Annotated in this window: 22 protein-coding genes; 7 read left to right on the forward strand and 15 right to left on the reverse strand. The window is 63.5% G+C overall.

The annotated features are described in order from the left end of the window. Positions 1-49: 49 nt before the first annotated feature. The 5 genes from bioB to bioD are packed head-to-tail and all read left to right on the forward strand — an operon-like array spanning position 50 to position 5,387. The gene (gene bioB, locus PCK14_RS01220) at positions 50-1,126 is read left to right on the forward strand and encodes a biotin synthase BioB (RefSeq protein WP_269936638.1); all 1,077 of its coding nucleotides are present in this window, start codon (positions 50-52) and stop codon (positions 1,124-1,126) included. After that, positions 1,119-2,474, forward strand: coding sequence for an adenosylmethionine--8-amino-7-oxononanoate transaminase (locus PCK14_RS01225; protein WP_269936639.1), 1,356 nt, complete (start codon positions 1,119-1,121; stop codon positions 2,472-2,474). Before bioB ends, PCK14_RS01225 begins: the two co-directional genes overlap by 8 nt. Beyond that, positions 2,474-3,619 carry an aminotransferase class I/II-fold pyridoxal phosphate-dependent enzyme gene (locus PCK14_RS01230; RefSeq protein ID WP_269936640.1) on the forward strand — a complete coding sequence of 382 codons (1,146 nt, stop codon included), beginning with the start codon at positions 2,474-2,476 and terminating at the stop codon, positions 3,617-3,619. The genes PCK14_RS01225 and PCK14_RS01230 overlap by 1 nt, the downstream gene beginning before the upstream one ends. Further along, positions 3,616-4,704, forward strand: coding sequence for a cytochrome P450 (locus tag PCK14_RS01235; RefSeq protein ID WP_269936641.1), 1,089 nt, complete (start codon positions 3,616-3,618; stop codon positions 4,702-4,704). Before PCK14_RS01230 ends, PCK14_RS01235 begins: the two co-directional genes overlap by 4 nt. Beyond that, the gene (gene bioD / locus PCK14_RS01240) at positions 4,701-5,387 is read left to right on the forward strand and encodes a dethiobiotin synthase (RefSeq protein ID WP_269936642.1); all 687 of its coding nucleotides are present in this window, start codon (positions 4,701-4,703) and stop codon (positions 5,385-5,387) included. Before PCK14_RS01235 ends, bioD begins: the two co-directional genes overlap by 4 nt. A 9-nt stretch (positions 5,388-5,396) precedes the next feature. Here the strand turns inward: bioD and PCK14_RS01245 are convergent, their stop codons facing one another. Both PCK14_RS01245 and PCK14_RS01250 read right to left on the reverse strand, forming a co-directional pair. Further along, on the reverse strand, positions 5,397-7,124 hold the full coding sequence (locus tag PCK14_RS01245; protein WP_269936643.1) for a purine-cytosine permease family protein: 1,728 nt from the start codon (positions 7,122-7,124) through the stop codon (positions 5,397-5,399). 165 nt (positions 7,125-7,289) lie between these two features. Further along, positions 7,290-7,943 (reverse strand): dihydrofolate reductase family protein, encoded by a 654-nt coding sequence (locus PCK14_RS01250; protein ID WP_269936644.1) that lies wholly within the window; start codon positions 7,941-7,943, stop codon positions 7,290-7,292. A gap of 197 nt (positions 7,944-8,140) precedes the next feature. On the opposite strand from PCK14_RS01250, the gene PCK14_RS01255 reads away from it, so the two are divergent. Continuing rightward, positions 8,141-8,803 (forward strand): hypothetical protein, encoded by a 663-nt coding sequence (locus PCK14_RS01255; RefSeq protein WP_269936645.1) that lies wholly within the window; start codon positions 8,141-8,143, stop codon positions 8,801-8,803. Between the two features lie 17 nt (positions 8,804-8,820). On the opposite strand, the gene PCK14_RS01260 is transcribed toward PCK14_RS01255, so the two are convergent. The 3 genes from PCK14_RS01260 to PCK14_RS01270 all read right to left on the reverse strand — a co-directional run bounded on the left by PCK14_RS01260 (position 8,821) and on the right by PCK14_RS01270 (position 11,033). After that, positions 8,821-9,306 carry a DUF1801 domain-containing protein gene (locus tag PCK14_RS01260; RefSeq protein ID WP_269936646.1) on the reverse strand — a complete coding sequence of 162 codons (486 nt, stop codon included), beginning with the start codon at positions 9,304-9,306 and terminating at the stop codon, positions 8,821-8,823. A gap of 85 nt (positions 9,307-9,391) precedes the next feature. Next, on the reverse strand, positions 9,392-9,697 hold the full coding sequence (locus PCK14_RS01265) for a putative quinol monooxygenase (protein ID WP_269936647.1): 306 nt from the start codon (positions 9,695-9,697) through the stop codon (positions 9,392-9,394). Between the two features lie 286 nt (positions 9,698-9,983). Beyond that, entirely contained in the window at positions 9,984-11,033 is a 1,050-nt protein-coding gene (locus PCK14_RS01270; RefSeq protein WP_269936648.1) for a DMT family transporter, read from the reverse strand. Positions 11,034-11,408: 375 nt separating this feature from the next. Here PCK14_RS01270 and PCK14_RS01275 point away from each other — a divergent pair, with 375 nt between their 5' ends. Beyond that, positions 11,409-11,627, forward strand: coding sequence for a hypothetical protein (locus PCK14_RS01275; RefSeq protein ID WP_269936649.1), 219 nt, complete (start codon positions 11,409-11,411; stop codon positions 11,625-11,627). A gap of 43 nt (positions 11,628-11,670) precedes the next feature. On the opposite strand, the gene PCK14_RS01280 is transcribed toward PCK14_RS01275, so the two are convergent. From PCK14_RS01280 to PCK14_RS01325, 10 genes are all read right to left on the reverse strand, one after another. Further along, positions 11,671-12,255 (reverse strand): ScbR family autoregulator-binding transcription factor, encoded by a 585-nt coding sequence (locus PCK14_RS01280; protein WP_269936650.1) that lies wholly within the window; start codon positions 12,253-12,255, stop codon positions 11,671-11,673. Positions 12,256-12,693: 438 nt separating this feature from the next. After that, positions 12,694-14,118, reverse strand: coding sequence for a mechanosensitive ion channel domain-containing protein (locus tag PCK14_RS01285; protein ID WP_269936651.1), 1,425 nt, complete (start codon positions 14,116-14,118; stop codon positions 12,694-12,696). Then, positions 14,119-16,182: an adenylate/guanylate cyclase domain-containing protein gene (locus PCK14_RS01290; RefSeq protein ID WP_269936652.1), complete on the reverse strand. Its 2,064-nt coding sequence runs from the start codon at positions 16,180-16,182 to the stop codon at positions 14,119-14,121. A gap of 249 nt (positions 16,183-16,431) precedes the next feature. Beyond that, on the reverse strand, positions 16,432-16,842 hold the full coding sequence (locus PCK14_RS01295; RefSeq protein WP_269936653.1) for a BP74-related protein: 411 nt from the start codon (positions 16,840-16,842) through the stop codon (positions 16,432-16,434). 90 nt (positions 16,843-16,932) lie between these two features. After that, the gene (locus PCK14_RS01300; protein WP_269936654.1) at positions 16,933-17,226 is read right to left on the reverse strand and encodes a hypothetical protein; all 294 of its coding nucleotides are present in this window, start codon (positions 17,224-17,226) and stop codon (positions 16,933-16,935) included. Positions 17,227-17,697: 471 nt separating this feature from the next. Continuing rightward, a complete protein-coding gene (locus tag PCK14_RS01305; RefSeq protein ID WP_269936655.1) occupies positions 17,698-19,338 on the reverse strand; it encodes a dipeptide ABC transporter ATP-binding protein in 1,641 nt (546 codons plus the stop codon). Next, positions 19,335-20,195 carry an ABC transporter permease gene (locus tag PCK14_RS01310; protein WP_269936656.1) on the reverse strand — a complete coding sequence of 287 codons (861 nt, stop codon included), beginning with the start codon at positions 20,193-20,195 and terminating at the stop codon, positions 19,335-19,337. The genes PCK14_RS01305 and PCK14_RS01310 overlap by 4 nt, the downstream gene beginning before the upstream one ends. Further along, on the reverse strand, positions 20,192-21,196 hold the full coding sequence (locus tag PCK14_RS01315; protein WP_269936657.1) for an ABC transporter permease: 1,005 nt from the start codon (positions 21,194-21,196) through the stop codon (positions 20,192-20,194). The genes PCK14_RS01310 and PCK14_RS01315 overlap by 4 nt, the downstream gene beginning before the upstream one ends. Next, on the reverse strand, positions 21,183-22,844 hold the full coding sequence (locus PCK14_RS01320) for an ABC transporter substrate-binding protein (RefSeq protein ID WP_269936658.1): 1,662 nt from the start codon (positions 22,842-22,844) through the stop codon (positions 21,183-21,185). The genes PCK14_RS01315 and PCK14_RS01320 overlap by 14 nt, the downstream gene beginning before the upstream one ends. Next, complete coding sequence (locus tag PCK14_RS01325; RefSeq protein ID WP_269936659.1) at positions 22,841-24,514, reverse strand: amidohydrolase; 1,674 nt, start codon at positions 24,512-24,514, stop codon at positions 22,841-22,843. The genes PCK14_RS01320 and PCK14_RS01325 overlap by 4 nt, the downstream gene beginning before the upstream one ends. Positions 24,515-24,566 lie beyond the last annotated feature (52 nt).

Consider the following 24,566-nt stretch of genomic DNA (forward strand, 5'->3'; position numbering starts at 1 on the left):
GAAGGCGGCCCCAATTGACAGCGGCACACCCAACTCCCACACTTGAACAGTGTTCAATTACTTCGATGACCTCGCCGCCCGGCAGTTGACCGGCGCCACCCTGACCCGCGAGGAAGCCCTTGCCATCCTCGATTCCACCGACGACCAGCTGCTGGAGGTGGTGGCCGCGGCCGCGCGCCTGCGCCGCGCCCACTTCGCCAACACCGTCAAGGTGAACTACCTGGTCAACCTGAAATCGGGGCTGTGCCCGGAGGACTGCACGTACTGCTCGCAGCGACTGGGCTCGGCCGCCCAAATCCTGAAGTACACCTGGCTCAAGCCCGAGGATGCCGTGGCGCAGGCCGCCACCGGCATCCGCGCCGGAGCCTCACGAGTCTGCATGGTGGCCAGCGGCAAGGGTCCCAGCGACCGGGACGTGGACCGCGTGGCCGGCATGGTCACCGAGCTCAAGGGCCAGCACCCGGACGTTGAGGTTTGCGCTTGCCTGGGCATCCTGAAGGAGGGGCAGGCCGGTCGACTGAAGGCCGCTGGCGTTGACGCCTACAACCACAACCTCAACACGAGCGAGGAGATGTATGCGGACATCTGCTCAACGCACGAATTCTCCGACCGCGTCCGCACCGTGGAGCAGGCCAAGGATGCCGGCCTCTCCCCCTGTTCCGGCGTGATCGTTGGCATGGGAGAAACGCACGATCAGCTCATTGACGCCGTCTTTGCGTTGCGCGGGCTGCAAAGCGATTCCATTCCCGTGAACTTCCTGATGCCGTTCGACGGGACCCCGCTGGAGGGCACCTGGCTGCTGACCCCGGCTGCCTGCCTGCGCGTGCTGGCACTGGTCCGCTTTGCCTGCCCCGCCACGGAGCTCCGCATGGCCGGCGGGCGCGAGATGCACCTGCGCTCGCTCCAGCCGCTGGCCCTGCACGTGGCCAACTCCCTGTTCCTGGGCGACTACCTCACCAGCGAGGGCCAGGAGGCCACGGCAGACCTGGACATGATTGCGGACAACGGTTTTGTGGTGCTGGGCAGCAAGGCAGCCCAGCAGCCGGACGACGGCGGCTCCCCCTCCGGCGGGCCGCTCACCATTCGCCGCCGCGGCGCCGGCACGGCGATGGCCCCCAATGCTTAGTGGCACTGCCACGGCGGCCGCGGAGGAAGCACCACTGACGCGCCGCACACTCATCCAGCGCGACCGCGGATTGTTGTGGCACCCCTACGCCCCCTTGGGCGGCGACGCACCGTATGCCGCGCACGGGGCGCAGGGCACGCGGCTGAGCCTCGCGGCGGAGGACGGCAGCTGCTTTGAGGCGGTGGATGCCATGAGTTCGTGGTGGTCGGCCATCCACGGCTACCGCAACCCCGCCCTGGATGCAGCCCTGCTGGACCAGGCTGGCCGCTTCAGCCATGTCATGTTTGGCGGGCTGACCCACGAGCCGGCCGTGCGGCTGGCCGAGCAATTGGCCGCCATGACCGGGCTGGACCATGTGTTCTTCGCCGACTCCGGCTCGGTCTCTGTTGAGGTGGCCCTGAAGCTGGCCGTGCAGTACCAGCTAGGGCGTGGCCGGCCCGGCCGCAACCGCTTCCTGGCGCTGCGCGGCGGCTACCACGGCGATACCTTTGCCGCCATGGCCGTGTGCGACCCCGTGGATGGCATGCACGCAGCCTTCCCCGCCCAGATTCGGGAGCAGCTGTTCCTGCCGCGACCCCCGGCGGCGCGGCTTGTGGGTGGCGTGCTGCGGGCCGACAGCAGCGAGGTGGCCGCGTGGATTGACACCCTTGAGGCAATGGTCCGCGGCCACAGCGACGAGCTGGCGGCCATCATTGTGGAGCCCGTGCTCCAGGGCGCCGGCGGCATGCACGTCTATGCACCCGAATGCCTGGCTGCCGCACGGCGGGTGGCCAGCGAGAACGGCTTGTTGCTCATTGTGGATGAGATCGCCACGGGCTTTGGCAGGACCGGGAAGCTGTTCGCCTCGCAATGGGCGGACGTGGTCCCGGACATCATGTGCGTGGGCAAGGCCCTGACCGGCGGCTACCTGACCCTGGCCGCCATGCTGTGCTCCAGCCGGGTTGCCGCGGTGGTCACCGAATCCCCGCTGCGGGCGTTGCTGCACGGGCCAACGTTCATGGGCAACCCCCTGGCGTGTGCCGTGGCTTCGGCCTCACTGGAGCTGCTGGAAACGTCAAACTGGCAGCAGCAGGTGGCCGGCATCGAACACGGGCTGGCCGCTGCCCTGGCCCCGGCCCGTGGGCTGGACGCCGTCAAGGAGGTGCGGGTTTTGGGTGCCGTGGGCGTGGTGGAACTGACCGTGCCCGTGGACGTGAAGGCCGCAAGCGCGGCGGCCCTGGACTGCGGGGTTTGGATCCGCCCCTTCCGCAACCTCATTTACACCATGCCGCCGTTCATCAGCTCAGCGGAAGACGTGGCCACGATTGGCGCGGGTGTCTGCGCCGCCGTCGACGGGGTGCATGGCTGATGGCCGGCGCAACGACTGCCATGCAGGCCTGGCTTGGTTCCAGGGCCCAGGTCCGCGAACGCCGCGGGATGCAGCGCGGCACCGAACCCCAGGGCATTCTGGTGGACCTGGCCTCCAACGACTACCTGGGCCTCTCCGCGGATCCCCGCGTCATCGAAGCAGCCACCGCGGCACTGCACCAGTTCGGCGCCGGCGCCCGGGGCTCCCGCGTGGTGTGCGGCACCACGGCGGCCCACCAGGACTTGGAGGAGCAGCTGTGCCTGCTCACCGGGCAAGAGGCGGCGCTGGCCTTTTCCAGCGGCTACACCGCCAACATCGGTGTGCTGACTGCCTTGGGTGGGCCGGGAACGTTGATCATCCACGACGCACACGTACACGCATCGCTCCTTGACGGCATCAGGCTCTCCCGCTCCCCCTCACTTGAGGTGGCCCACCATGACATCGCTGCCATTGGCGCAGCCCTGGCCGGGCGCACCCAGCCGCGGGCCGTCGTCGTGCTGGAATCCATCTACTCCGTGCTGGGCGACGCGGCAGACTTGTCCGCCGTGGCCAGGCTGTGTGCCACCTTTGACGCGCTGCTCCTGGTGGATGAGGCCCACGGGATTGGCGTGGCCGACCAGGGGCGGGGTGCCGCGCATGCCGCGGGCCTGGCCGCTTCGCCGCACGTTGCTGTCACGGCCACGCTGTCCAAGGCTTTGGGCTCGCAGGGTGGGGCCGTGTTGGGATCGCCCGCGCTCCGGGAGCATCTGGTCAACACGGCCAGGACGTTCATCTTCGACACGGCCCTGGCACCGTCGGCGGCAGCGGCAGCCGCGCGGGCCGCGGCCATCGTCCGGCTGGAACCGGAGCTTGCCGGCCGCGTGCTGGCGAATGCGGCAGCCCTGGCCGCCCGGTGCGGTGTCCCACAGGCCGCGGGTGCCGTGCAATCCATCCCGGTGGAATCGGCCGCCCGGGCAGCGGAGTTGGCGGCCGGGCTGCGGACCCGGGGCGTGTCGGTGGGCTGTTTCCGCCCGCCCAGCGTGCCCGACGGCGTGTCCCGCCTCCGGCTCACGGCCCGGGCCAACCTGACTGAACCAGAGCTGGAATGGGCTGCAAACACCGTGGCGCAGGCCGTGGAATCCGCTGCGAAGGATGGCTCGGCATGAACTATTCAGTGATTGGCGAGCCGGCCCAGGTGCGGGACATCATGCGCCGCACGGAAGACTTCGCGCCAACGAATGCCCTGACCTCGGTGGTACCGCTGGCCCCGGCCACGCTGCGCGCCCTGAGCAAGGTCCGTTTTGCCCTGCCGCCGGTGCTGGCCTCAGCCACCGGCGCCCAGCACAGGGCGGTGCGCACCCTGGTGGGCCGCTTCTTCACGCCCGGAAAAGTCGCAGCCATTGAACCCCGCGTCCGGGAGCTGGCCCGGCACCGGTTGGCCGGCGCCAGCATCGCGCTGGAGCATGGCCCTGTGGATCTGGCGGAGTCAGTGGGCAGGCACATCCCACCCATTGTCATGGCCGAACTCACGGGGCAGCCAACCCCGGATTTGGACGTCCTGAAACGCTGGAGCACGGATTCATTGGAGCTGTTCTGGGGCTGGCCGGATCCCGCACGGCAGCTGGAACTGGCAGCCAGTGCCGCGGAATTCTACGTCTGGCTCCGGCAGGAGGCGGCAGCCGCACGGGGCACGGAATCGCTTTTTGGCGTGCTGGACGCGGCCGGGCTCTCCAGCGCCGAGGTGTGCTCGCTGGGCTATTTCCTGGTCATTGCCGGCCAGGAAACCACCTCGCAACTCATCAACACCGTATTCTTCCGCGGGCTGGAATCCGGCGGATGGGCGGCCCTGGCCGAGCCGGATGCTGCCCGCAGCCATGTCAGACGGGTGCTGGCCACAGAATCCTCCGTCCACACCTGGCGGCGGGCAGCACTTCGCGACACCCAGGTGGCGGGCCAGGCCATTCCGGCGGGGGCGGAAATCCTGCTGGAATTGACCGGGCGGCACTCCGGTCAGGCGGGGGCAACTGCCTATTCGCTCGCTTTTGGCCACGGGCTGCACCGCTGCCTGGGCGCCAAGCTGGCCGAGCTGGAAACCGCGCTGGTGCTGGAGGAAACGGCCCGCGCCCTGCCGCACCTGCAACCGGCGGGCGCGCCCCCGCAGTGGCTGCGGCTGCTTTCCTTCCAAGCCCCACTCACTGTCAATGCCCAACTCACTGTCAATGCCCAACTCTCCGGCAAGGTACTCCCATGAGCGTCACCTTCATCACCGGCACGGACACCGACGTTGGAAAGACGCTGACGACGGCGGCCCTGGCCGTTGCGCTGTCAGCCACCGGGGCGAGCGTGGCCGTTTACAAGCCAACCCAAACCGGGGTTCCCGCAGGCGGGCATGGTGATGTTGACGAGGTTGCCCGGCTCAGCGGCATCCTGGCAGTTCATGAGGGCATCCGGCTGGATGACCCCATGGCACCACGTGCCGCCGCCGGCCGGGCAAACCGTGAACTGCCGCTGCTGGCCCACCACGTGGCCCGCATTGCGGACCTGGCTGCCAGCCACGACCGTGTGTTGGTGGAAGGTGCCGGTGGCGTGCTGGTGGAACTTGATGCCGACGGCCACACGCTTGCGGACCTCGCGGCAGCAAGCAGCGGGGTTGGCGCGACATCTTTCGTGGTGGTCTGCCGCAGCGGCCTGGGCACCTTGAATCACACCGCACTGACGCTGGAAGCACTGCACCGCCGGGGCTTCGCGGCCCCGGCGGTGGTGATCGGCTCCTGGCCAGTGGCGCCGTCGGACATTGAACTGGGCAACCGTGAGAGCCTGCAGCAAACCCCGGGGACGCAGTTCATCGGTTGCCTGCCGGCCGGAGCATCCCTGCTTGGGACGCGCGCCTTCCGTGACCTGGCACCCGGGTGGCTGCAACTTCCACCCGGGTAGCCACGTGCACTACGTCTGCGCGGGCAGCACCAGTTCACCTGTCTTGTCAGTGGAGAGGGCAAGCGAGGAGACATACCGGGGTTCGCCGTCGGGCCCGTCAATGGCTGAGCGGAGCATGTCCGGGCGTTCAAACTCAATCCCGGTCACGTGGCAGAGCAGCTTGTGGTCGCTGGGGTTGCCGTCGGCGTCAAACATGGGCAGGTCAATTCCGTCGTCCGTGCGGCGCAGGTAGTACTTGCCCTTGGTGGCCACGGCCAGCACGGGCGGCAGCAGCAAGGCCAGGCCTACGGCGAAGATGGGTGAGTACGGTTGGATGGTGGAGCCAAATGCGCCGAAGAAGACGGCGATGGAAACCCCCGCCGAACCCAGCATGGACACAAACCCCACGGGGTTGATGGCGTAGAGCATGCCTCGGCGGAACTCGGGCACCTTGGGCGAGATCTTGAGCAGGTACTTGTTGATCACAATGTCTGAGGCAACAGTGACAATCCAGGCCATGGCGCAGTTGGCGTAGAAACCCAGAATGGTGTTCAGGAACTCAAACATGTTGGCTTCCATCAGGGCCAGGGCAATCAGCAGATTGACCATGACAAACACCATTCGGCCGGGATAGCTCTTGGTGACCCGGGTGAAGCTGTTGGTCCATGCCAGCGAGCCCGAGTAGGCATTTGTCACGTTGATCTTGAGCTGTGAAATGACCACCAGGACCACTGCCAGGCTCATGGCGAGCCAGGCCGGCATCATCTCCTGGTACACACCCAGGAACTGGTGCACCGGTTCGTTGGCATGCACCGACGCCGCCGGATCCAGCTTGGCGATCAGGTAGATGGCAATGAACATGCCCACGATCTGCTTGATCGCGCCGAAGATGACCCAGCCGGGTCCGGCCAGGATCACTGCACGCCACCAGGCACCCTTGTTTGCAGCGGTCTTGGGCGGCATGAAGCGCAAGTAGTCGATCTGCTCGGCAATCTGGGCCATCAACGACAGGCACACGCCGGCGGCCAGCATGATCGAGGCAATGCTGGTGCCCCCGGCTCCCGACTTGCCGGTGAAGGCAAAGAAGTCATCAATGCTGCCGGGGTGGGACAGCAGCAAATAGCCCACCGGGACCACCATCAGCAGCAGCCACAGCGGAGTGGTCCAGACCTGAAGCTTGGCCAGGGTTTTCATGCCGTAGATGACAAACGGAATAATGACAATGGTGGAGACGGCATATCCAATCCATTGCGGGATGCCGAGCCCCAATTGCAGCCCCTGGGCCATGATGGAACCCTCAAGCGCAAAGAATATGAAAGTAAACGTTGCAAAGATGACGTTTGTGACGACGGAGCCGTAATATCCGAATCCGGACCCGCGTGTAATCAAGTCAAGGTCAATGTTGTAGCGGGCTGCATAATATGCCAGCGGAAACCCGGTGGCGAAAATAATCAGCGCGGCAACAATAATGCCAAGAATGGCATTCGTGGTGCCGTAGGCAATGCCAATATTTGCGCCGATGGAGAAGTCCGCCAGATAGGCGATCCCGCCCAACGCGCTAGTTGCCACCACACCGGCTGTCCATTTGCGGTAGGAGCGGGGCGCAAACCTGAGGGTGTAGTCTTCCAGGCTCTCCTTGGCGGCGCTGGCCGCGGCGCCGCTGCCGGCAATTGCGGGTCCCTGGCCAATTGTTTCCACAGCGGTATCGCCGGGCGCCAATGGCTCAAGAATTTGGGTGCTGTGTGAATCACTGTTCATCCGGCCATCACTTTCGTTGCGGGAAGGTCAGGTGAAACGTTATCCACACGATGCGACGGACTGGTCACCGTTTTGTTTCCGGTGCGTTAATTGGTTCTTGTTGCTCCCGCTGGCGCCACTCGGGCAATTCTTTGCATGGTCCTTATGGGGTGCGGAGTCACACTGCTACGCCTGAGATTCCCTGCGCATGGTGAGGTGGATGATGCCGCTCTCGGCAACTTCGGTGTTGACGTTGTAGCCGGACTCAAGCTCCCGGAGCTCGTCCCAGAGCCGGATGCCCCGGCCCAGCAGGATGGGGTTGATGGCGACGTGAAGCTGGTCAATCAGACCGGCCTTGAGGAAGTCTCGAACCACCGTGGCGCCACCGCCGATCCGCACATCCTTGCCACCGGCCGCATCCTGGGCCATTTTGAGCACCTCAACCGGACTGGCGGACAGAAACTCGAAGGTGGTGCCCCCGGCCATTGAAAGCGGCGGCCGTTCCGTGTGCGTGAGGACGAACACCGGCACACGGAAAGGTGGCTCCTCGCCCCACCAGCCGCGCCAATCCGGGTCGTCCGGGAAGTTGTGGAGACCAAACATCCCGGCGCCCATGATCTCCGCACCAACCTCGGCGAAGTAGGCCTGTGCGTAGCGGTCGTCCACGCCCTGGGTTCCCTCACCGCTGTCATCGTGGAGCACCCGCTGGCGAAACGTCCGGGTCGCGGTGTAGGGGCCAACCAGGCGCCCCCAGTCGAGTCCGAACGGATTCTCAGGGGTTTGGTCGGTGGTGGTGGCAAAACCGTCGAGGGAAATGTTCAGGTCGGCGCGGACAGTCATCGCTGCTCCTTCAAGTGTGGTTGCCGGTTTCTCCCACTGTAGTTGGGGACGGCAACCAGTCAAGGGGTGGTGGAGCCGGTGCCCAGGCGTGGCAGCTGGCACCCGGCAGGTGCGTCGAGCATCACGGCAAATCGTGCACGCAAGCGTGCCGGAGGCTGGGAGAATTGAGGATCAGTTTTAGTCGTTGGAGGATTCCCATGCACGCCCTGGTCCAAAAGTTCCTTGCCCTCTTTTCCGCCCCTGGCCAGGAAGCAACCGAGCCGCCCGTACACGGCCTCATGCCGGGTGGGATGCCGCTGGCCAGCGCCGCGTACATGCGTGCCTTTGCACAGCGGCTCGGGCTGGAAATTGACGACCTCTCCGGCGCCGAGCAAGACGAACTGAAAGCCCGCCTGGACCGGTCCATGGACTTCCGGGAAGAGAATTTCGGCCAGCTCTACCACGAGGTCTACCGCCTCGGCCATGGCTACTCCTTGGCCGATGCCAGCCGTGTCAGCGCCCAGATCAACGAAATCATTGATGTCCCCACGGCGCGGGCCTACTTCGAATACCGTGAGAATGCGGTGGCTGCCGAGGCCTTGATGGCTGCCGGCGCCCTGTTGGCTGAGGCCGGCGACGCCGAGGCGGCCGGCCGGCTGTTCAAGCTGGCCGATGACCGCCGTCATCGCAGCTCTGTTCTTGAATTCAATGCAGATGACGTGGCGGCCCCGGATGCTGCTGACGACGAGGCGCCGTTGGCAGAGAACGAAGGCCCGGCCACGCACGGGGACTCCGACACGGCGGGTGCCGGCGACATCGAGGACGACGGCTTGGCCGGGCTCATGGACACTTCGGTGGCGGCCGGGAAGCCCGCCAAGTAGGGCAGCGGCCCGGAAGCTCAGCTTTGGCGCTTCTTGCCACCAACACCTGGCACGGACGTGACTTGTTTCATCCAGTCCGCAATCTGGCGCTCGTCGATGTCCTGCTCTGATTCAAGCTCCACACCCCGCGTGAGCTTGCCCATGCCCACGGGTGCCACCGGCGGCACCGGGTCCAGTGCGGTGCCGTTCACAAACATGAGCTTGACGTGGCCGGCAAAGCCGCCGCAACAAAAGCACCACCCGTCGCCGACGCCGTAGTACCCCATGCCCCACTTCACGGAACGCTGGAGTCCGGGAAGCGTCTTGGCCGCCAAGGCATCGATTGCTTCGGCAATGCCGCGCTGGGGCTGCGGCAAGCTGGCGATATAGGCGAACACGGGCTTGTCGCCCACCGCGGCTTTCGCCGGGCTGGCCCGCCCGGTCATGGCTTCGGGCAGTGTGAAGCTGGCATCAGCAGGTGCCGCCTTGTCGGCTTGATCCTTGCCGGTCTCCTTGCTGGTCATGGCTAGCATTATTCCCTGCGCAGTGCCATAAGTTAACTGGGCCGCCCCACCACGCATCAGCATCGACGGGTCAAGCGCTGCCTGGCTAGGATTCCGTGGCGTTCTCGAAAGTCTGGACGGCCCGGCCCGCAAGCCTTGGAATGATCTGGGAAACACCGATGCGCTGGAAGTGTTCGTAGTCGCGGTGGGCGGCAAAGCCCGCCGCATCCCTGTAGCGTTCCAGGATCACGATCTGCGCCGGGTCCTCTGCGCCCTGGAAAAACTCGTAACCCAAATTTGCTTCCTCGGTGCGTGTTGCCGCGGCCATTTCACCCAGCAATGCCAGCACCGCGTCGATCTCCCCGGACTGGACTGTGTAGCGGACAACCACCTGAAAAAACGTCTCTGCCATGGCAGCATTCCTTGCTCTTGGGCTCGGCGCATCCACGCCATTTCGACCAAGCGTAACCGATGGCAACCGGTTGTGGAACTTGACTGCGGACGGCGTCGGCATAACCAGAATCCCCCGGGAGGACGGCGCGGGCGGATGGCACGGTGCCGGCCCAGCAAACGCCCAGGCTCCCGCAGGAGCAGCCCGCCACGTTTCTGGGCATTGCCAGCCATCGTTAACTGTTGGACCTGTTTCGGGACTCAAGCGTGGGCTTGAGATTGACGGAGACGCTGCCACGCAGCGAAAATTACCTGCCGCCGGCTTCTGCGGCAGAGTCCTGGCGAGCCTTGGAACCGCGGCGCCAGAACCCCTCCAGGGCCCGTCCTGGCATCGCTGCCACGACAATCGCCGCAAGTGTGAGCAGTGTGCCGTAGACGGTTTGCGGATAGATGACACTCCCGGCCACCGGCAGCAGCCAGTCCATCAGGAGGGCACCGATCAATTGTCCGGCGATCATGCTCAACCCGGTCAGCAGGACACCGATGCGCCGGATCAGCAGCGCGCTCAGGACCAGGTTGATGCAGCCCAGCACGCCGCCCACGTACAGCCACGGATCGTTGGGCAGCGTGGGGAGCCCACCGGTCAGGGCAAGCTTGAGAACCCAGATCAGGGCCAGTGCCGCACTTCCAACACCATAGTTAATCAGCGTGCCCGGAATGGGCGAGTGGACTTGCGCGGCAATCCTGCCGTTGACGGCGTGCTGAAAGGTCATCAACACGCCAGCCAGGCCTGTGAGAGCCAGCGGCACCAACATGGCCACGGCGTCCGGCGAACCGGAGATCCGGGGCGACACCGCCCAGGCCACGGCGCACACTGTGAGAAGCACCCCAAGCACCCGCAGGGCCGTGATGGCACGTTTTCCCCCGGGCCCCAAGCCGATCCGGTCCACGGCAAGTCCACTGACAGTCTGGCCGGTCACCACCGCCACGGTGTAGATGGCGATCCCGACACTTGCCACAAAGCTGGCCTGGGCAAAGATGAAGTAGGCGCCAATCAACCCGGCTGCATGGAAGTACCAGGGGATGGTCCGCCTGCGCGTATCGGAGAGGAGCTTCACGAAGGCCGTGCGCCCACCGGGGATGAGAACCGTGGCCACCGCCATGACCAGCGCCGCTCCCCCGAAGCTGAACAGTCCCGCCAATAACGGATCCTGCAATTGATGCCCCAACTCACCATTGATCCGCGCCTGCAGCGGCAAGGTCAGCCCGGCAGCAACAGCCAACGGGATGCCCATGGCCAGCACGCGGGCTGCCGAGCTGCGCCGTGGCCGGGCCTCGGTTTTGACGGTCGTGGCCATCCTAGAAGTCCACCCGGCCAATGACGCATGCGACGCACGGACAGACGGCTTGCTGCAGGGTCAATTGCCACTCCAATTGGCTAGTCCACGAAATTGCTTACCTGTGCCACCCTACGCGGATGACGTCGGGCCACCAACCGGTTGCCGCGAAAGGCTGAAACAATCGCAAGCGGCCGGGCACCTGGTCCCGGATGCGCCACGATGAACCGTCCGCTGGCCAGTGCCACGGTGAAACTGGGATTTGCCAAGGAAACCAATGAGTATGCACTGCGCCTGCACGAACATGGCACTGGTCTTGACGTCCACAGGGTTGCCAGAAGTGGCGTGCACCCGCAGGCCTTTTGCGCAGCTGGGCAGGGAGACTTCCGCGGCTTCATGGATGAATTCAAGAACTTGGGCCAGTTGGCCGGGTTGGGCGGGGGCGAGCTGGAATTCGCCTTCATCGTTTCCGCAGCCCAGGCCGCCGCCAACTGGCATGCCGGGCTTCAGTCGGGCCCGACGGCCGAACAACGCCATCAACTGTGCCGCGGGCATGACGATGGCCCCACCAGTTTATTGGGGGACAACTGGTGGGGCCATCTCGATCGAGACTAGAGGCACGGACTCCCTGCGGTCAAATCGCCTCACGCCCAGAGCCTTAGGCGGGAGGGGCGATGGCCTTCATCATGAACGCCCACATTTCATCAATCCGTTGCATGATGTCCGCCCGTGAGACCAACACATTCGACACCAATTGCACTCCGGTAAACGACGCAACCAGGAATCGCGCAAACGCGGCAGGATCAACGTCGGCCACCACAGATCCCTCGATCTGGGCCTGGCGCAGAAGCGCCTCCATGGTGGTAATCCAGTCCACGTAGGGCGCTGCCACGTCGCCGTCAAAGGCCGACGCTTCAAAAGTCAGCCGGATGCCCGCCCTCACAACGGAATCATCCAGCAGCTGGCGCCCAAAAAGCCTGCACATCCCGATGATCATTTCCAGCGCTGGTTCGCCGGCGCCAGCAAGTTCCTCCGCCAAGATGCGGACCCGCAAGTGCTGCTCCGCGATGACGGCCAGGGCGAGTTCCTCTTTGGACAGGAAGTGAAAGTAGAGCGCTCCCCTGGTCACTTTCGCCCGGGCTGTGATGTCGCTCAGGCTTGCATTCCCGTAGCCCTTTTCGTCGAAGACCAGCGCCGCACCTTCAATAATGGCTCGTCGCGTCTCTTTGGCTCGTTGCTGCATGATGGCGGGGACCTTCTCTGGGTGGCAATACGGGGTTCGTAGAAGCATGTTTCCAGCGCCGGCCTCACCGCAACCCTCTGGATTTCAACGCTACCACCGCGCCCGGCGGCGCCAAGGCGGTGCGATCAACAAACAATCAGGTCAATCAGTTTGTTTTAGCCACGACACGGCTCTAGAATCGCCTCAGGGACGATGCGCGATCGGATGAAGCGTCGTTTGCGATCCGTTTGGGGGAAGTGGGGGCGGCCCCGAGCCCCCCCCAACGCCGCCGATAACACCCCACAAACACCCACCGTGGTTTTTTAGTTTTTTTTGCTTTGTGTTGGGGGGAGGGGCGGTCCACCCCCCCCCCCCACTTCGGCGGACTTTCACCCCAAACATGACCCAAGCCCGGGGCAGAAGCGGCGATTTCTGGCCTGCCAGCCTGTTCACTGCTGGCTAACGCTCCGACAGCTGGCGCCGAGTGATTCCGCGAACGGCAAGTGCTTCATCCGCAAGTTGTCGCTTCAGCTCCAGCGAACCACCAATTTCGGTGGCCAGCATGGGGCTCCTTGAAATCAGGGCGTCAATGGTGGCCAGGGGAATGACCAGCAGCGTGAGGACATCCGCGGCGACGGTGACGGCTTGCGTGCGCTCCCGGGTCAATGCCGTTTGGCCGATCATTTCACCCGGTTCGGCGTGCGCAAACTCGATCCGCCCCCCGTCAATTTCCAGCGCGTGGCTTGCCCGCCCCGACACAACGAGCAGCACCTGGTCGGGGACGGTGCCTGAGGTGAGAACAACCTCCCCGATTCCGTACCTTTCCAGGCGGGCCGAGGACACGACAGGCTCGTGGTCGTGGTCGCCCAGGTGGAGACTCGGGGCGGCAATCTTGACCGCTGCGGCAAGGCGCGCGGGATCTGCCAGCGGATCCGTGCAGTCTCCATCAAGGGCCAAGCCGTTTCGCCGGGCTGCATACCAGAGCCACGACATGTACACCGAGAGCGCTTCCCCTGCGGCCGACGGGCCGTGGACAGGGATCGAAACGGTGTACTTGGCCGAGCCGAGATAGTTGGCCGTCACCTGGTGCCCCACGGCCAGCATGGGAAGGGAATTCCCAACGTCCACAAGGAGGGCAAGTACCTCATGGGGAGGATCGTCGGTTGAAAACGCCACCGTGGCCCCCGTGGAGTAGGGTCCGGCAGGTTCGCTCAGATTGGTGAACGAGGCCCCGGAGAGTGTGGAGTTGGGGACGATCTGAATGCCGGCACCCGTGTCGATGTGCACGGCACGCCAGTTCACCTCCACAACCCGTCCCGTCACAGATCCTGTGTCGAGCCAGTCGCCAATCTTGAACGGCTGCTCGAACAGCAGCAACAGCCCGGAGATAACTCCGCCAACAGCATTCTGCAGCGCAAGGCCAATGACGATCGAGGTCACGCCCAGCGCTGCGAAGAGTCCGCCGACGTCGGCCTTCCACACCCAGGAGAACAGGACGGCAAGGCCAACAACCACGAGCACCAGGCGGGCGAGTTCAATGAAAATAGTGGGAATTCGATCCCGCCAGGAACCCGGTGATGCGTTGGCGAACAGTGCCACATTGAACGATGAGAGCACTAGCAGGATGACCAGAAAGCCGAAAACCGTTGCGACGACGCGAACCCACACCTGCTCGGCGGGCGACTGCATGGCGAAGGCCAGCAATCCCAGCACCGCCCCTGCCGGCACCACCCAGTTGCGCAGCAGCCGAACAGGGCCCGCCAGCGGGCTGTTTTTCCGGCTCAGCGTGGACAGGGTCTCCGTGAGGACGACCAAAAGCACTGGAACGCCGATCGCGAGGGCCAGCACCCACCATGCCCATCCGTCCTGGAAGGCGTCCCCCATTTAGCTCACCTTCCAGACTGTTTCACTCTTGCCATGTGCCTCAACTGTTCCGGCCTGGACATAGTTGACAATCCCCTGCGTCTTGTCACGAACTGCCTGGCTGACATAGATGCCGGGTTCACCCGAAACGGACCGCACCCGGTAGGCCAGGTTCACCGCGTCGCCCCACAAGTCGTAAGCCAGGCTGGTCCGCGCCACAAGTCCGCTGGTGACAGTTCCCGTATCCACGCCCGCGCGCAGGCCAATAGATGTGCGGTGCTGGTCGTTGAAACGTTCGACAACGCCCACGAGGTTTCGTGCGAAATCAACGCTTCTGCGCACATTGTCAACCCGTGGCACAGACAGTCCGGATGAGGCGAGATATCCGCCGTGAAGGGTTCGCACCTTCTCAACTCCGGCCTTTTCTGCGCTCTCGTCAAAACCTCGCATGAGGGCGTTGAGGTGGCCGATCTCCTCTTCGGCAGAAAGGCCCCGGGCAAAGTCTTCGAACCCAACCAGTTCGGCAAAAACAACCGAAACGTTCTCGTGTGCTTCGGTGATTGCCTCATCGCCTTGCTTGTACCGTTCGGCCACCTTCTCGGGCATCAAGGTCAGCAGGAGCTTCTCATTTTCTTCCCGCTGCTCCTCAATCAGGTCCTGCTTGATCCGCAGGCTCGAGGACATGTCGTTGAAGGCACTGCCCAAGTCTCCGAATTCATCACGCGATCCCTGCGGCACCTGCACCTCGAGGTCACCGGCTGCAACTCGCCGCACCGCGTCCACCAGGCTGCGAACCGGACGGGTAAACACCTGGGCCAACAGGAGCGACAGCATTGCCACAGCCAGGAGAATGCCCAACAACGACAGCAGGACGGTCCTGGTGAAGGCGGTGACCGGGGCAAATGCCTCCGCCGAGTCAATGCGCGCGATCACAACCCAATCCAAGCCTTCGACGCCCAAGGGTGCGTAGGCGGTCAGGCTGTCCCCACCCACGTAGTCGGTGCCGATAATCGTTCCGCGCCGACCGGCTTGGGCCTCCTCGACGGCAAATGTGTGGACAGGCTGCAGTGCCACGGTTCCGCCCACCTCCACGACACGTTCAGCAATGCTCGGCGCGGTGCCGCTCTGAATCAGCATCTGGGCATAGGTTTCCGGATGGTCAACCAGCTTGCGCGAGGTCGATCGCATGAGATTGTCGCGTCCCACAAGATAGACCTCACCGGTGTCTCCAAGCCCCTGGTCCTTCCACCGTTCCGAGCCGGTCATCACCTTGTTGACTTGCTCGACCGGCACCTGCAGGGCCAACGCCCCGGTAATTCCGGCGTCATTTCCGATCGGCGACACCACCCAGATGGTCGGCACATTCATCGAGGGAATCCATGGTTCAAAATCGGTGAGTGTAACCGTTTCAACAGAATTGGTGGCTATGGCGTCCTGGTAGGCCTGGGCCAACGAAGAGTCCCGATACGGACCGCTCAGAACATTCGTGCCCAAGTCAATGCCCTTGTAGGCAGAGAATACAATGTCCCCTTCAAGATTCAGCAGGAGCGCATCCTCATTGCCCGCTTCCGTGACAATTCGTTCAAAATAGTCCCCATAGCGGCCGGCATTCAGGGCATATTCGGTTCCGTCGCCGGAGTCATTGAACGCAAGTTGTTTATCGTAGTCAGCGGCCAAATCCTGGTTCTTCATGGTGTACTGCAGCTGCAAGTATTGCCCCGCCGTCGATTCGGGGATGAATGCCGCATCCCCATACGCCTTGCCAGATCTCTTTTCCAGCTCGGGAACAAATGTTTCGGCGTAGTAGGCCTCGAGCTGCTTTCGCTGTTCAGGCGTGATTTGCCGGTTTTGCAACTGCTCGAAGGAGGCATTGAGTGCCTTGGACATCGCCTGTGCGCTGAGGTTGCGGGACTGCAACGAGGCGTCACGCCGAATGGCATCAATTTCCGTGGTCATCTCGGCCGCACGCATCTCGCGGATGGTAATCAGCTGGTCGATGGATGCATCCTGAAGGGATTGGCGGCCATTGACGAAGCCGATTGCCCCCACCACGATTGATGACGCAAGGCTGACACCCAGGAGCATGATCAATAACTTTGATTGAATACTCAGACTCCCCCGAGGAAGAGTAAACCTCTTTCTGACCTGCGCTGGCACTTCTGCTTTTGTCGACGAATCCGACACCCTGTTGTCCCCCTCAATAAGATGATATGCATCACCAATTTAGCGCGGATAACAACATTTACAGCAAACTTTTCCGTCTATTACGAAGCCATTTGCAGCATGCGCAGAATTGGCAGGCCGCCAACTCGCCTTAATCCCTCCGACAATGGGCTACTTGTCAATTGAAATTATTTTCGCGGACCAGGGGCAGAATTGATCACTTGTTACAGTTTGATCCTCCACGTAGGAAGGGAGTCCATCGCATACCTCGATTGTCATCCGCGCGAACTCAAGCGTGGCCGGATCGATGTGCCATGACCAGGGGGCGTTGACCCCAGCGTCGTCACGCACAACTGTCCCAAGCGGAATGGATGCGATTTGTTCTCCATCAAGGAGCCCCTGCGCATGGCGGACGAGATCTGAGGTGGCCAGTTCAATCTTGTAAGTCTCCCCGCCGGCGACTTGGAAGGTCGCGATCGGGTTCTTTGGCCCTGCCGAACAGCCGGCGACCAAGGCCGCAGTGGCTGCAGTTGCAACCGCGAGGGCAACGATGCGCGAAATGTTGGGAAGCTGCTTTGGCATGCCATGATCCTAACGAGATGTCCCTCATGGGAGAGGAATCGACCCGGCATCGTGACATCACTGGGGTCGAATCCTCTATGGATGCGCCCGCTATTCCACCAGCTCGAACTGGCGCTCCGCTGAAGCATCCGCAGGGGAACCCTCCACCAAATCCGTCCTGTGGGGCTCCTGTTTGGTTGAAGGTTGCCCGCTGGCGGATACGTGTCCGGCCCGCCCCTGCGGACGCTCAAGGTCCTTGCCCGGTTCAAAGAGCCACCTGAGCAGGAAGAAGGCAATGTAGGCAAAAACCGCACATACCAAGATGCCCGGCAGGGGTCCCTTGATCACTGCCAAGAAGGGTTCGTAGACATCGAATGGTTCGAGCTTGGCCGTTGAAATACTCACTAATCAGTCCACTTCCCTGGCTGAAGACAATAACTTCTACAAGGAGGGCAGAGGGGCCAGCCGAGCCGATTGGCCCCGCAACGTCCCCCATGCAAGGGCGTCAGGTGGCAGGCCCCCACCCGCGATGCATCAACCCGTAGGACAGTGTCTTCACTGCGGGGTTGGCAAAACAAGGCTGGGGAGCACTGCTGCACGCTGGCGCCCGATGCCGTCGATTCGTGGTGCATGTACTGGCTCGTTGCCTTGCCGGTGTGGATGAAGGAGCACATCCACTTCGGCACGATCACGAGCCACCTCCAATTACATGGCCACACAACAACTGCCAAGCACCAACCACCGCCACCAGCTGAGGTGGCGGACGGTCACTGCCGAACAAAAGTCAATCGATCTTACAAACCCAGCCTAAGGCCAGAAATAGCAAGATTCCACTGTCCAAAGGGCTAGTGTTCAACAGCCCGGCTAGGCCGGTGGCTAGGTGGCTGACTGGACTGCCACCTCCCGATTCCATGCCGGGCGGGGAACGGAGTCGAGCAGTAACCGTGTGTAGGGGTGCTGCGGATTGCCCAGGAGCTCCAGTGTCCTGCCGTGTTCAACTATTTCGCCGTGGCGCATCACCACCGTTTCCTCGCAGACGCGCCGCACCACGGCGAGGTCGTGGCTGATGAACAGCACCGTCAGCCCCCGTTCACGACGGATCTCGGCCACGACGTCCAGAACCTGGGCCTGCACCGAGACATCCAGGGCACTCGTTGCCTCATCCATGACCAGCAGGTCCGGCTCGATGGCCAGGGCGCGGGCAATGGCCACGCACTGGCGCTGCCCGCCGGAGAGTGTCCGGGGCCGGGCCTGTGCATGCTTTCCCGTCATCCCCACCTGGTCCAGGAGCTCGAGAACCCTGTTTCGTGAATCCAATGTGGACAGCTTGCTGTGAAGCTTCAGGGCGTCCTCGATGGCATGCCCGGCGGTGATGCGCGGATCCAAGGACAGGTAGGGGTCCTGGAACACCATTTGTGCAGAACGGGCATGGGCGAGCCGCTCCGCCCGCCTGCGCGGTGCCTTGGTTCGCTCTTTCCCGGCAATCAGGATCTCTCCGGCATCCGCCGATTCCAGGCCCACCACAATTCTGGCCAGGGTTGACTTTCCGGATCCGGATTCACCAACCACTCCAAGCGCCGCGCCCTTCGATACTTCCAGTGAAACGTCCTGCACTGCCCGCACGGGTGCTTGCCCCCGGATGGTGTAGGTCTTGGAGACCGCACGCGCACGCAGGGCGCCGGCTCGGTCCGCCGTTGCGGCAACTGCCACCGGCCGGGCAGCCGCAACCTCCGCTGCGGGATCGACGGCGACAGTTGGCGTTGCAGCGACAAGCTTCCTTGTGTATTCGGCCTGGGGGGCGCTAAAAACACCCTGGGCGCTGCCCTGTTCCACCACCCTGCCCTGGCTCATGACATAGACCCGGTCACACAGCGATGCCGCCAGGTTGAGGTCGTGGGTGATGAACAGCATGCCCATCCCCCGGCTCTTGGCCTGCTCGGTCAGGACCGCAATGATCTCTGCCTGGGTGGTGACATCCAGCGCCGTGGTGGGCTCATCACAGATGAGCAATTTCGGTGAACTGATGAGTGCCCCGGCGATCATGACCCGCTGCAGCATGCCGCCGGAGAATTCGTGCGGGTACTGCTTGAGGTGCTGTTCGGGGCGCGGCAGCCGCACTGCCTTGAGCATCTCGATGCCGCGCTGCCGCGCCTGTTCGGCAGGCAGGTGTTCGCACAGCCGCAGCGTCTCCGTCAGGTGCTCGCCAACTGTGCGCATCGGGTTGATTCCGGCGCGGGGATCCTGAAAGACCATGGAGGCACTGTGGCGCCGCAGCTCCGACAGCCGTTGTTGACTGACGCGAAGTGAATCCTCGCCCTCGAGCAGGACCTGGCCGCCCATGGTGGCCCGTTCCGGCAAAAGCCCCAGCACCGATCGCGCCGTGAGTGACTTCCCGGATCCCGATTCACCGACCAGGCCAACCGTCTCTCCCTTGGCGACGGTGATGGAGATGCCGTCAAGGAGGCGGGTGCCGTTGGGCAGCTCGAGCGTGAGTGAGTCTATGTCGAGAAGGTTCATGCGGGGATCTCGCCTCCAATGCGGTCAGAGAGTTCTTCACCAATGATGTTGACGGCCACCACGGCGATCACGACGGCGATGGCCGGCACGATGGCCGGAAGGAAGTGTCCTCCCACCAGGCCTGCCTGGGATTCGTTGATCATGGCTCCCCAGTCGGCGGCCGGCGCCTGGACGCCAAGCCCCAGGAACGACAACCCCGCCAGTTCGGCCAGCACGTAGCCAAAGTTCAGGGTTGACTGTGCACCAACAATGGGGGCCACGTTGGGCAGCACCCTGCGCAGCGCTATCCACCAGCCGCTGAATCCCTGCACCCGATAGGCGGCCACGTAGGGCCTGTGCCGTTCCGAGGCCACCAGGGATCGCGTCAGGCGGGCCACGTACGGCGCGTACGCAATGCTCATGGCAATCACGGGGGCAATGAGTCCCTTGCCGAACAAGGCAACGGCCATGATGGCTATCAGCAGTGACGGGAAGGAGAAGATGACGTCAAAGAGACGGGCCAGAACGGCGTCGACCCACCCGCCGCGCCACGCGGCCAGCACACCCAACAGAATGCCAAGGACGGTTGAGGAAACAACCACCAGCAGCGGGCCAAGCAGTGCTGTGCGGGCCCCGAAGATCATCCGGCTGAGCAGGTCCCGGCCCAGTGAATCTGTGCCAAGCCAGTGCGCCATGGACGGCCCCGAGTGCACCGCCATGAAGTCGACCTCGTTGGGGTCGTACGGGGCGATGATGGGTGCGAAGATGGCCGCAACAGTCATGAGCAGCAGCACCGCCACACTCACCGTGAACGTGATCCCGAATCCACCCAGGCGTGGCGCCTTGAGCTCCTTGGCGGTCAGTGTCTGTGCGGTCATCGGGCACCAGCTCCTGCTGCGGACCGGGGATCGATCCAGGGTTCGAGGATGTCTATGATCGCGTTCACCACAACGAATGTGGTCACGATGAGCAGCACAATTGACTGCACCACAGGGAAGTCCAGGCGGTCCACCGATTGGACCAGCAGTGAGCCAATTCCGGATATTCCGAAGGCGGCTTCAACGATTGTGCTGGCAACAAGCAACCCGGCCACGAGCGGTCCGCTCACGGTCAGGATGGGTCCCAGCGCGTTGCGGAATACATGCCGGCGCACCACGGCGCCCCGGCCCAGGCCCCGGCTCGTGGCGACCTCGACGTGTTCCCGGTCCAGCTGCTCCACCATGGAAGACCTGGTCACCTTGCCCACGAGCACCACAAACACAATGGCCAGCGCGAATGAGGGAAGCACCAGGTGGTAGACGGTATCCAGGAATCCGTCACCGGAACCAAAGGTGGGAAACCATCCCAGCTGCACTGCGAATACGGCGATCAGCACGATTGCACCGACAAAGGAGGGAACGGCGCCCAGGATGGTCAGCCCGATCAGGATTGACTTGTCGAGCAGCTTGTTTCGGTTCAGGGCCGCCGTGATGCCGGCAATGAGCCCCACGACGGCGATCATGGTTCCGGCCATGACGACCAGGCCGAAAGTGACGGGCAGGCGGTCGCCAATGACGGTGGAGACATCCTGCCGGTACTGCAGCGACCTGCCAAAATCACCCTGAAGCACACCGGCAATCCAGTTGATGTACTGCTGCCACGGAGGCAGGTCAAGGCCAAATTCCGTTGTGACCTGGGCAATGGCCTCGGGGCTCGGCTTGCGTCCACGGAGCAGGAAGCTGACAGGGTCGCCCGGAACGATGAAACGCGAGAAGAAGACCAGCAATGAGGAAAGGAACAAGGTAAGCAGCAGGCTGCCGAGCTTCCCGGCAACCCTGCGGGCCAGCACCGCCGTGCCACCGCTCTTGAAGGCGGTGGCACGGGTGCTAACGAGCGCCAATGGTGGCTGCCCAGGGGTAGTACAGGAATGCGATGGACGGCTCAACACCGGTGATGCGCTTGCCCTGGAACACCGTGATGGGGCCACTGCTCAGTGGCAGCCACGGCAGTTCCTTGTTGGCGATCTTCTGTGCCTCCGCAGTCTTCTCAGCCCGCTTGGCGGGATCGTCAATGGTGATTGCCTCGTTGACAATCTTGTCGAATTCAGCGTTGGACCAGTTGCCGTAGTTGCTGAACTCCCCGGTGCGCAGCACGGCGTACATTTCCAGCGGATCCGGGCTGGAGAGGTACCAGGAGGTGTAGAACATGTCCACACCTTCCCGGGCGGTCGGGTCTGAGAACAGGGTTGAGTAGGCATTGGGTGTGACCGTCTTGATGGTCGCCTTCAAGCCAATGGACTGCGCTGCCGCCGCCGTCGCCTGTGAAATGACCGACAAGTCGGTTCCGATGGGGGCTGTCACGTACGTTATTTCCTTGCCGGTGGCACCTGCTTCCTCCACGAGCTTCTTGGCCTCGTCAAGGTTGCGCGGGTACTGCTCCAGGCCGTCGAAGGCATTGGCCAGCGTCTCCTTGCTGGCACCTTGCCACACAGACGTGGTGGTCAGTGCATTGGAGATTTCGCCATAGCCTGCCGCAGCTGCCTTGATGATGCCCTGGCGGTCAAGGGCCATCATCATGGCTTTGCGGACCCTCAGGTCACCCAGCGGGCCTTCCAGGTTGCTGATGACCAAGTCCCCCACTGCGGTGTTCATGCCAAAATGGACGTCCCCGGCCTCTGATGACTGCAGTTGTGCAATGCTTTCGGCGGGGATCATCCACCCGCCATCAACCTCGCCGGACTTCAAGGCATTGACCCGGGCATTGGTGTCGTTCATAAAGATGAACTGCATCTCCCCGGCCTTGGCCTTCAAGCCGGCATCCCAGTAGTTGTCATTGCGCTTGAGGGTGATTGACTCCCCCGACTTCCACTCCTCCATGCTGAATGGTCCTGTGCAGTTGACGCCGCCGGTGGAGTTGCCGTAGTTCTTCCCCTCTTTGGCCAGCGTGGCCGCGGACTCGATGACTCCTGCCGAGCCTCCCATGGACAGGTTGAACTGCGAGTCCGGCGCATTCATGGTGACAGTGACCTCGCGGTCACCGGTTTGCTTGATGGAGTCAACGTTTTGGTACACGCTGAACCAGCTCGAACCCACGGCTGGATCCATGTGGCGATTCATTGAAACAACCACGTCATTGGCCGTCAACGGGGTTCCGTCGTGGAACTTCACGCCGTCACGGATGGTGTAGACCCATGAGGTCGGCGTGGGGTGCGCAAAGGATTCGGCCAGGCTGGGGGTCAGGGAGTAGTCCGGGTTCAACCGCAGCAACGACTCACAGACGTTGGCCAGAACCTGGTTGTCCGAGTAGTCAAATGCGTAGGCGTAGTCGAGGGAGAACGGCTCCGCATAGCTGACCCACGAGAACGAATCGATGTCCCCGGAGGGCTTGTCGGTCTGGCTCGTCAACGTCCATGTGGGCTTCTCGGCATTGGGCTGCCCTGATTTGCTCCCTGAGCATCCCGTCACCACCAGGGCGATGCTGAGAACTGCTGCGGCAGCGGCGGCAGGCCTGCCAAGGCGGCGCGAACGGGCATGCATGGTCCTGGTCATGGTTCCTCATTGGTGTTGGCGGGGCGGGAGTACACTTGCGTTCCGTCGATCCACGTGGAGACCACAGTGGATTGGTGAATCTTTTCCGGTGGCAGGGAGAAGGGATCCGGGTCCAGGACCACGAGGTTCGCCAGATAGCCCTCACGCACGTACCCGGTGTCATGGTCGCGATGGTTGGCGTAGGCGGTGCCTGAGGTGTAGGCGGCCATGGCCGTTGCCAAATCGAGGCACTGTTGGGGGCCACCCAAGGGTGGAGCGTCGTTTCCTGGGGATATCCGGTTCACGGCAATGTCGATGGCTTCAAGCGGGTTGGCGCTGGATACCGGCCAGTCGCTGCCGGCCGCCAGCCGGGCACCATTTTTTGCCAAGTCCCCGAAGGGGTATTGGCGGGCCACGGCCCCCTCTTGCAGGAACGGCAGTGTCAGGTCATCGAGCTGGTCCTCGTGGCAGGCCCACAGTGCCTGCAGGTTGGCGACGGCGCCCAGTGGGGCAAACCGTTCGGTGTCGCTTTCCTGCACAATCTGCAGGTGCGCCAGCTGGTGGCGTCCGTCAGTCTCACCGTTGACGGCACGTGCGGCGTCCAGGGCATCGAGGGCGTCCCGCACGGCCTTGTCCCCCAAGGCGTGGAAATGGACCTGGAGGCCGGCCGCGTCAATGGCTGTGACAAAGGCCGGGAGTTTGGCCGCATCAATGAAGGAGATGCCGTGGTTGCAGGTGTCATGGCCATTCTGGTCGCGGTACGGCGTCAGCATTGATGCCGTGGCATTCTCCGCAACACCGTCAACCATGATCTTCACGGTGCCCAGCGAGTAGCGCCCGGCGTGCCCTGCCGCAGCAGCGGCGTCGCGGCAGGCCACCATGGATTCAAGCTGCTCCAGTCCGCCGTCACGTTCCCACCACTGGGCACCGACCACGTGCGCTTGCAGTGTCCCCTCGGCCAGTGCCCTGCGGTACGCGACATTGGCATCGCCGCTTTCACCGCCGGCCACCATGGCGTCCTGCCAGCCCGTGACGCCCAGGGCAAGAAGGTCATCCTGGGCCCGCAGGAGTCCCCGGTAGGTGATTTCAGGGTCCGTGGCCGGGCGGACACCTGCAAACAACTCGCCGGCACCTTCGTGAAAGGTTCCGGCCGGCGCGCCGTCAGCCTCGCGCTCAATCCGCCCGTCAGCCGGGTCTGTGGTTCCGGCATCAATGCCTGCCAGTTGGATGGCCAGTGAGTTGGCCCAGGTGCTGTGGTGGTCGCGGCTGAGCAGCAGGACCGGGCGGTCGGGCACGACCTCATCAAGCAGTCCGCGAAGTGGGGAGCCGCCGGGGAAATGGTCCATGGACCAGCCACCGCCGAGGATCCATGGTTCCTCCGGGTGGGTGTCAGCATAGTTCTTCACCGTGGCAACGGCCGCTGCGGCACTGCCCGCCTCACTCAGATTGCACATCAACAGCTCAACACCCCCGCCGATGGGGTGGATGTGGCCGTCCTGGAATCCGGGACTCAACAGGCCGCCATTAAGTTGCACCACCCGGGTGTTCCCACCGATCCAGGAATCCAGGTCTGTCTCAGGCACCAGCGCCGCAATGTGCTGGCCAATCACGGCAACGGCCATGCCCCGCACCGGTTCCCCGGTGCCGGCAAACACGGACCCGCCGGTAAACAATACGTCTGCGCTTTGCAAGGCTTGTCCTCACTTCATCGTTGAAACGGGCGAACAGGACTACAGCTAAGCA

The sequence above is a fragment of the Arthrobacter sp. HY1533 genome, assembly GCF_027568515.1.
Lineage (GTDB): Bacteria > Actinomycetota > Actinomycetes > Actinomycetales > Micrococcaceae > Specibacter.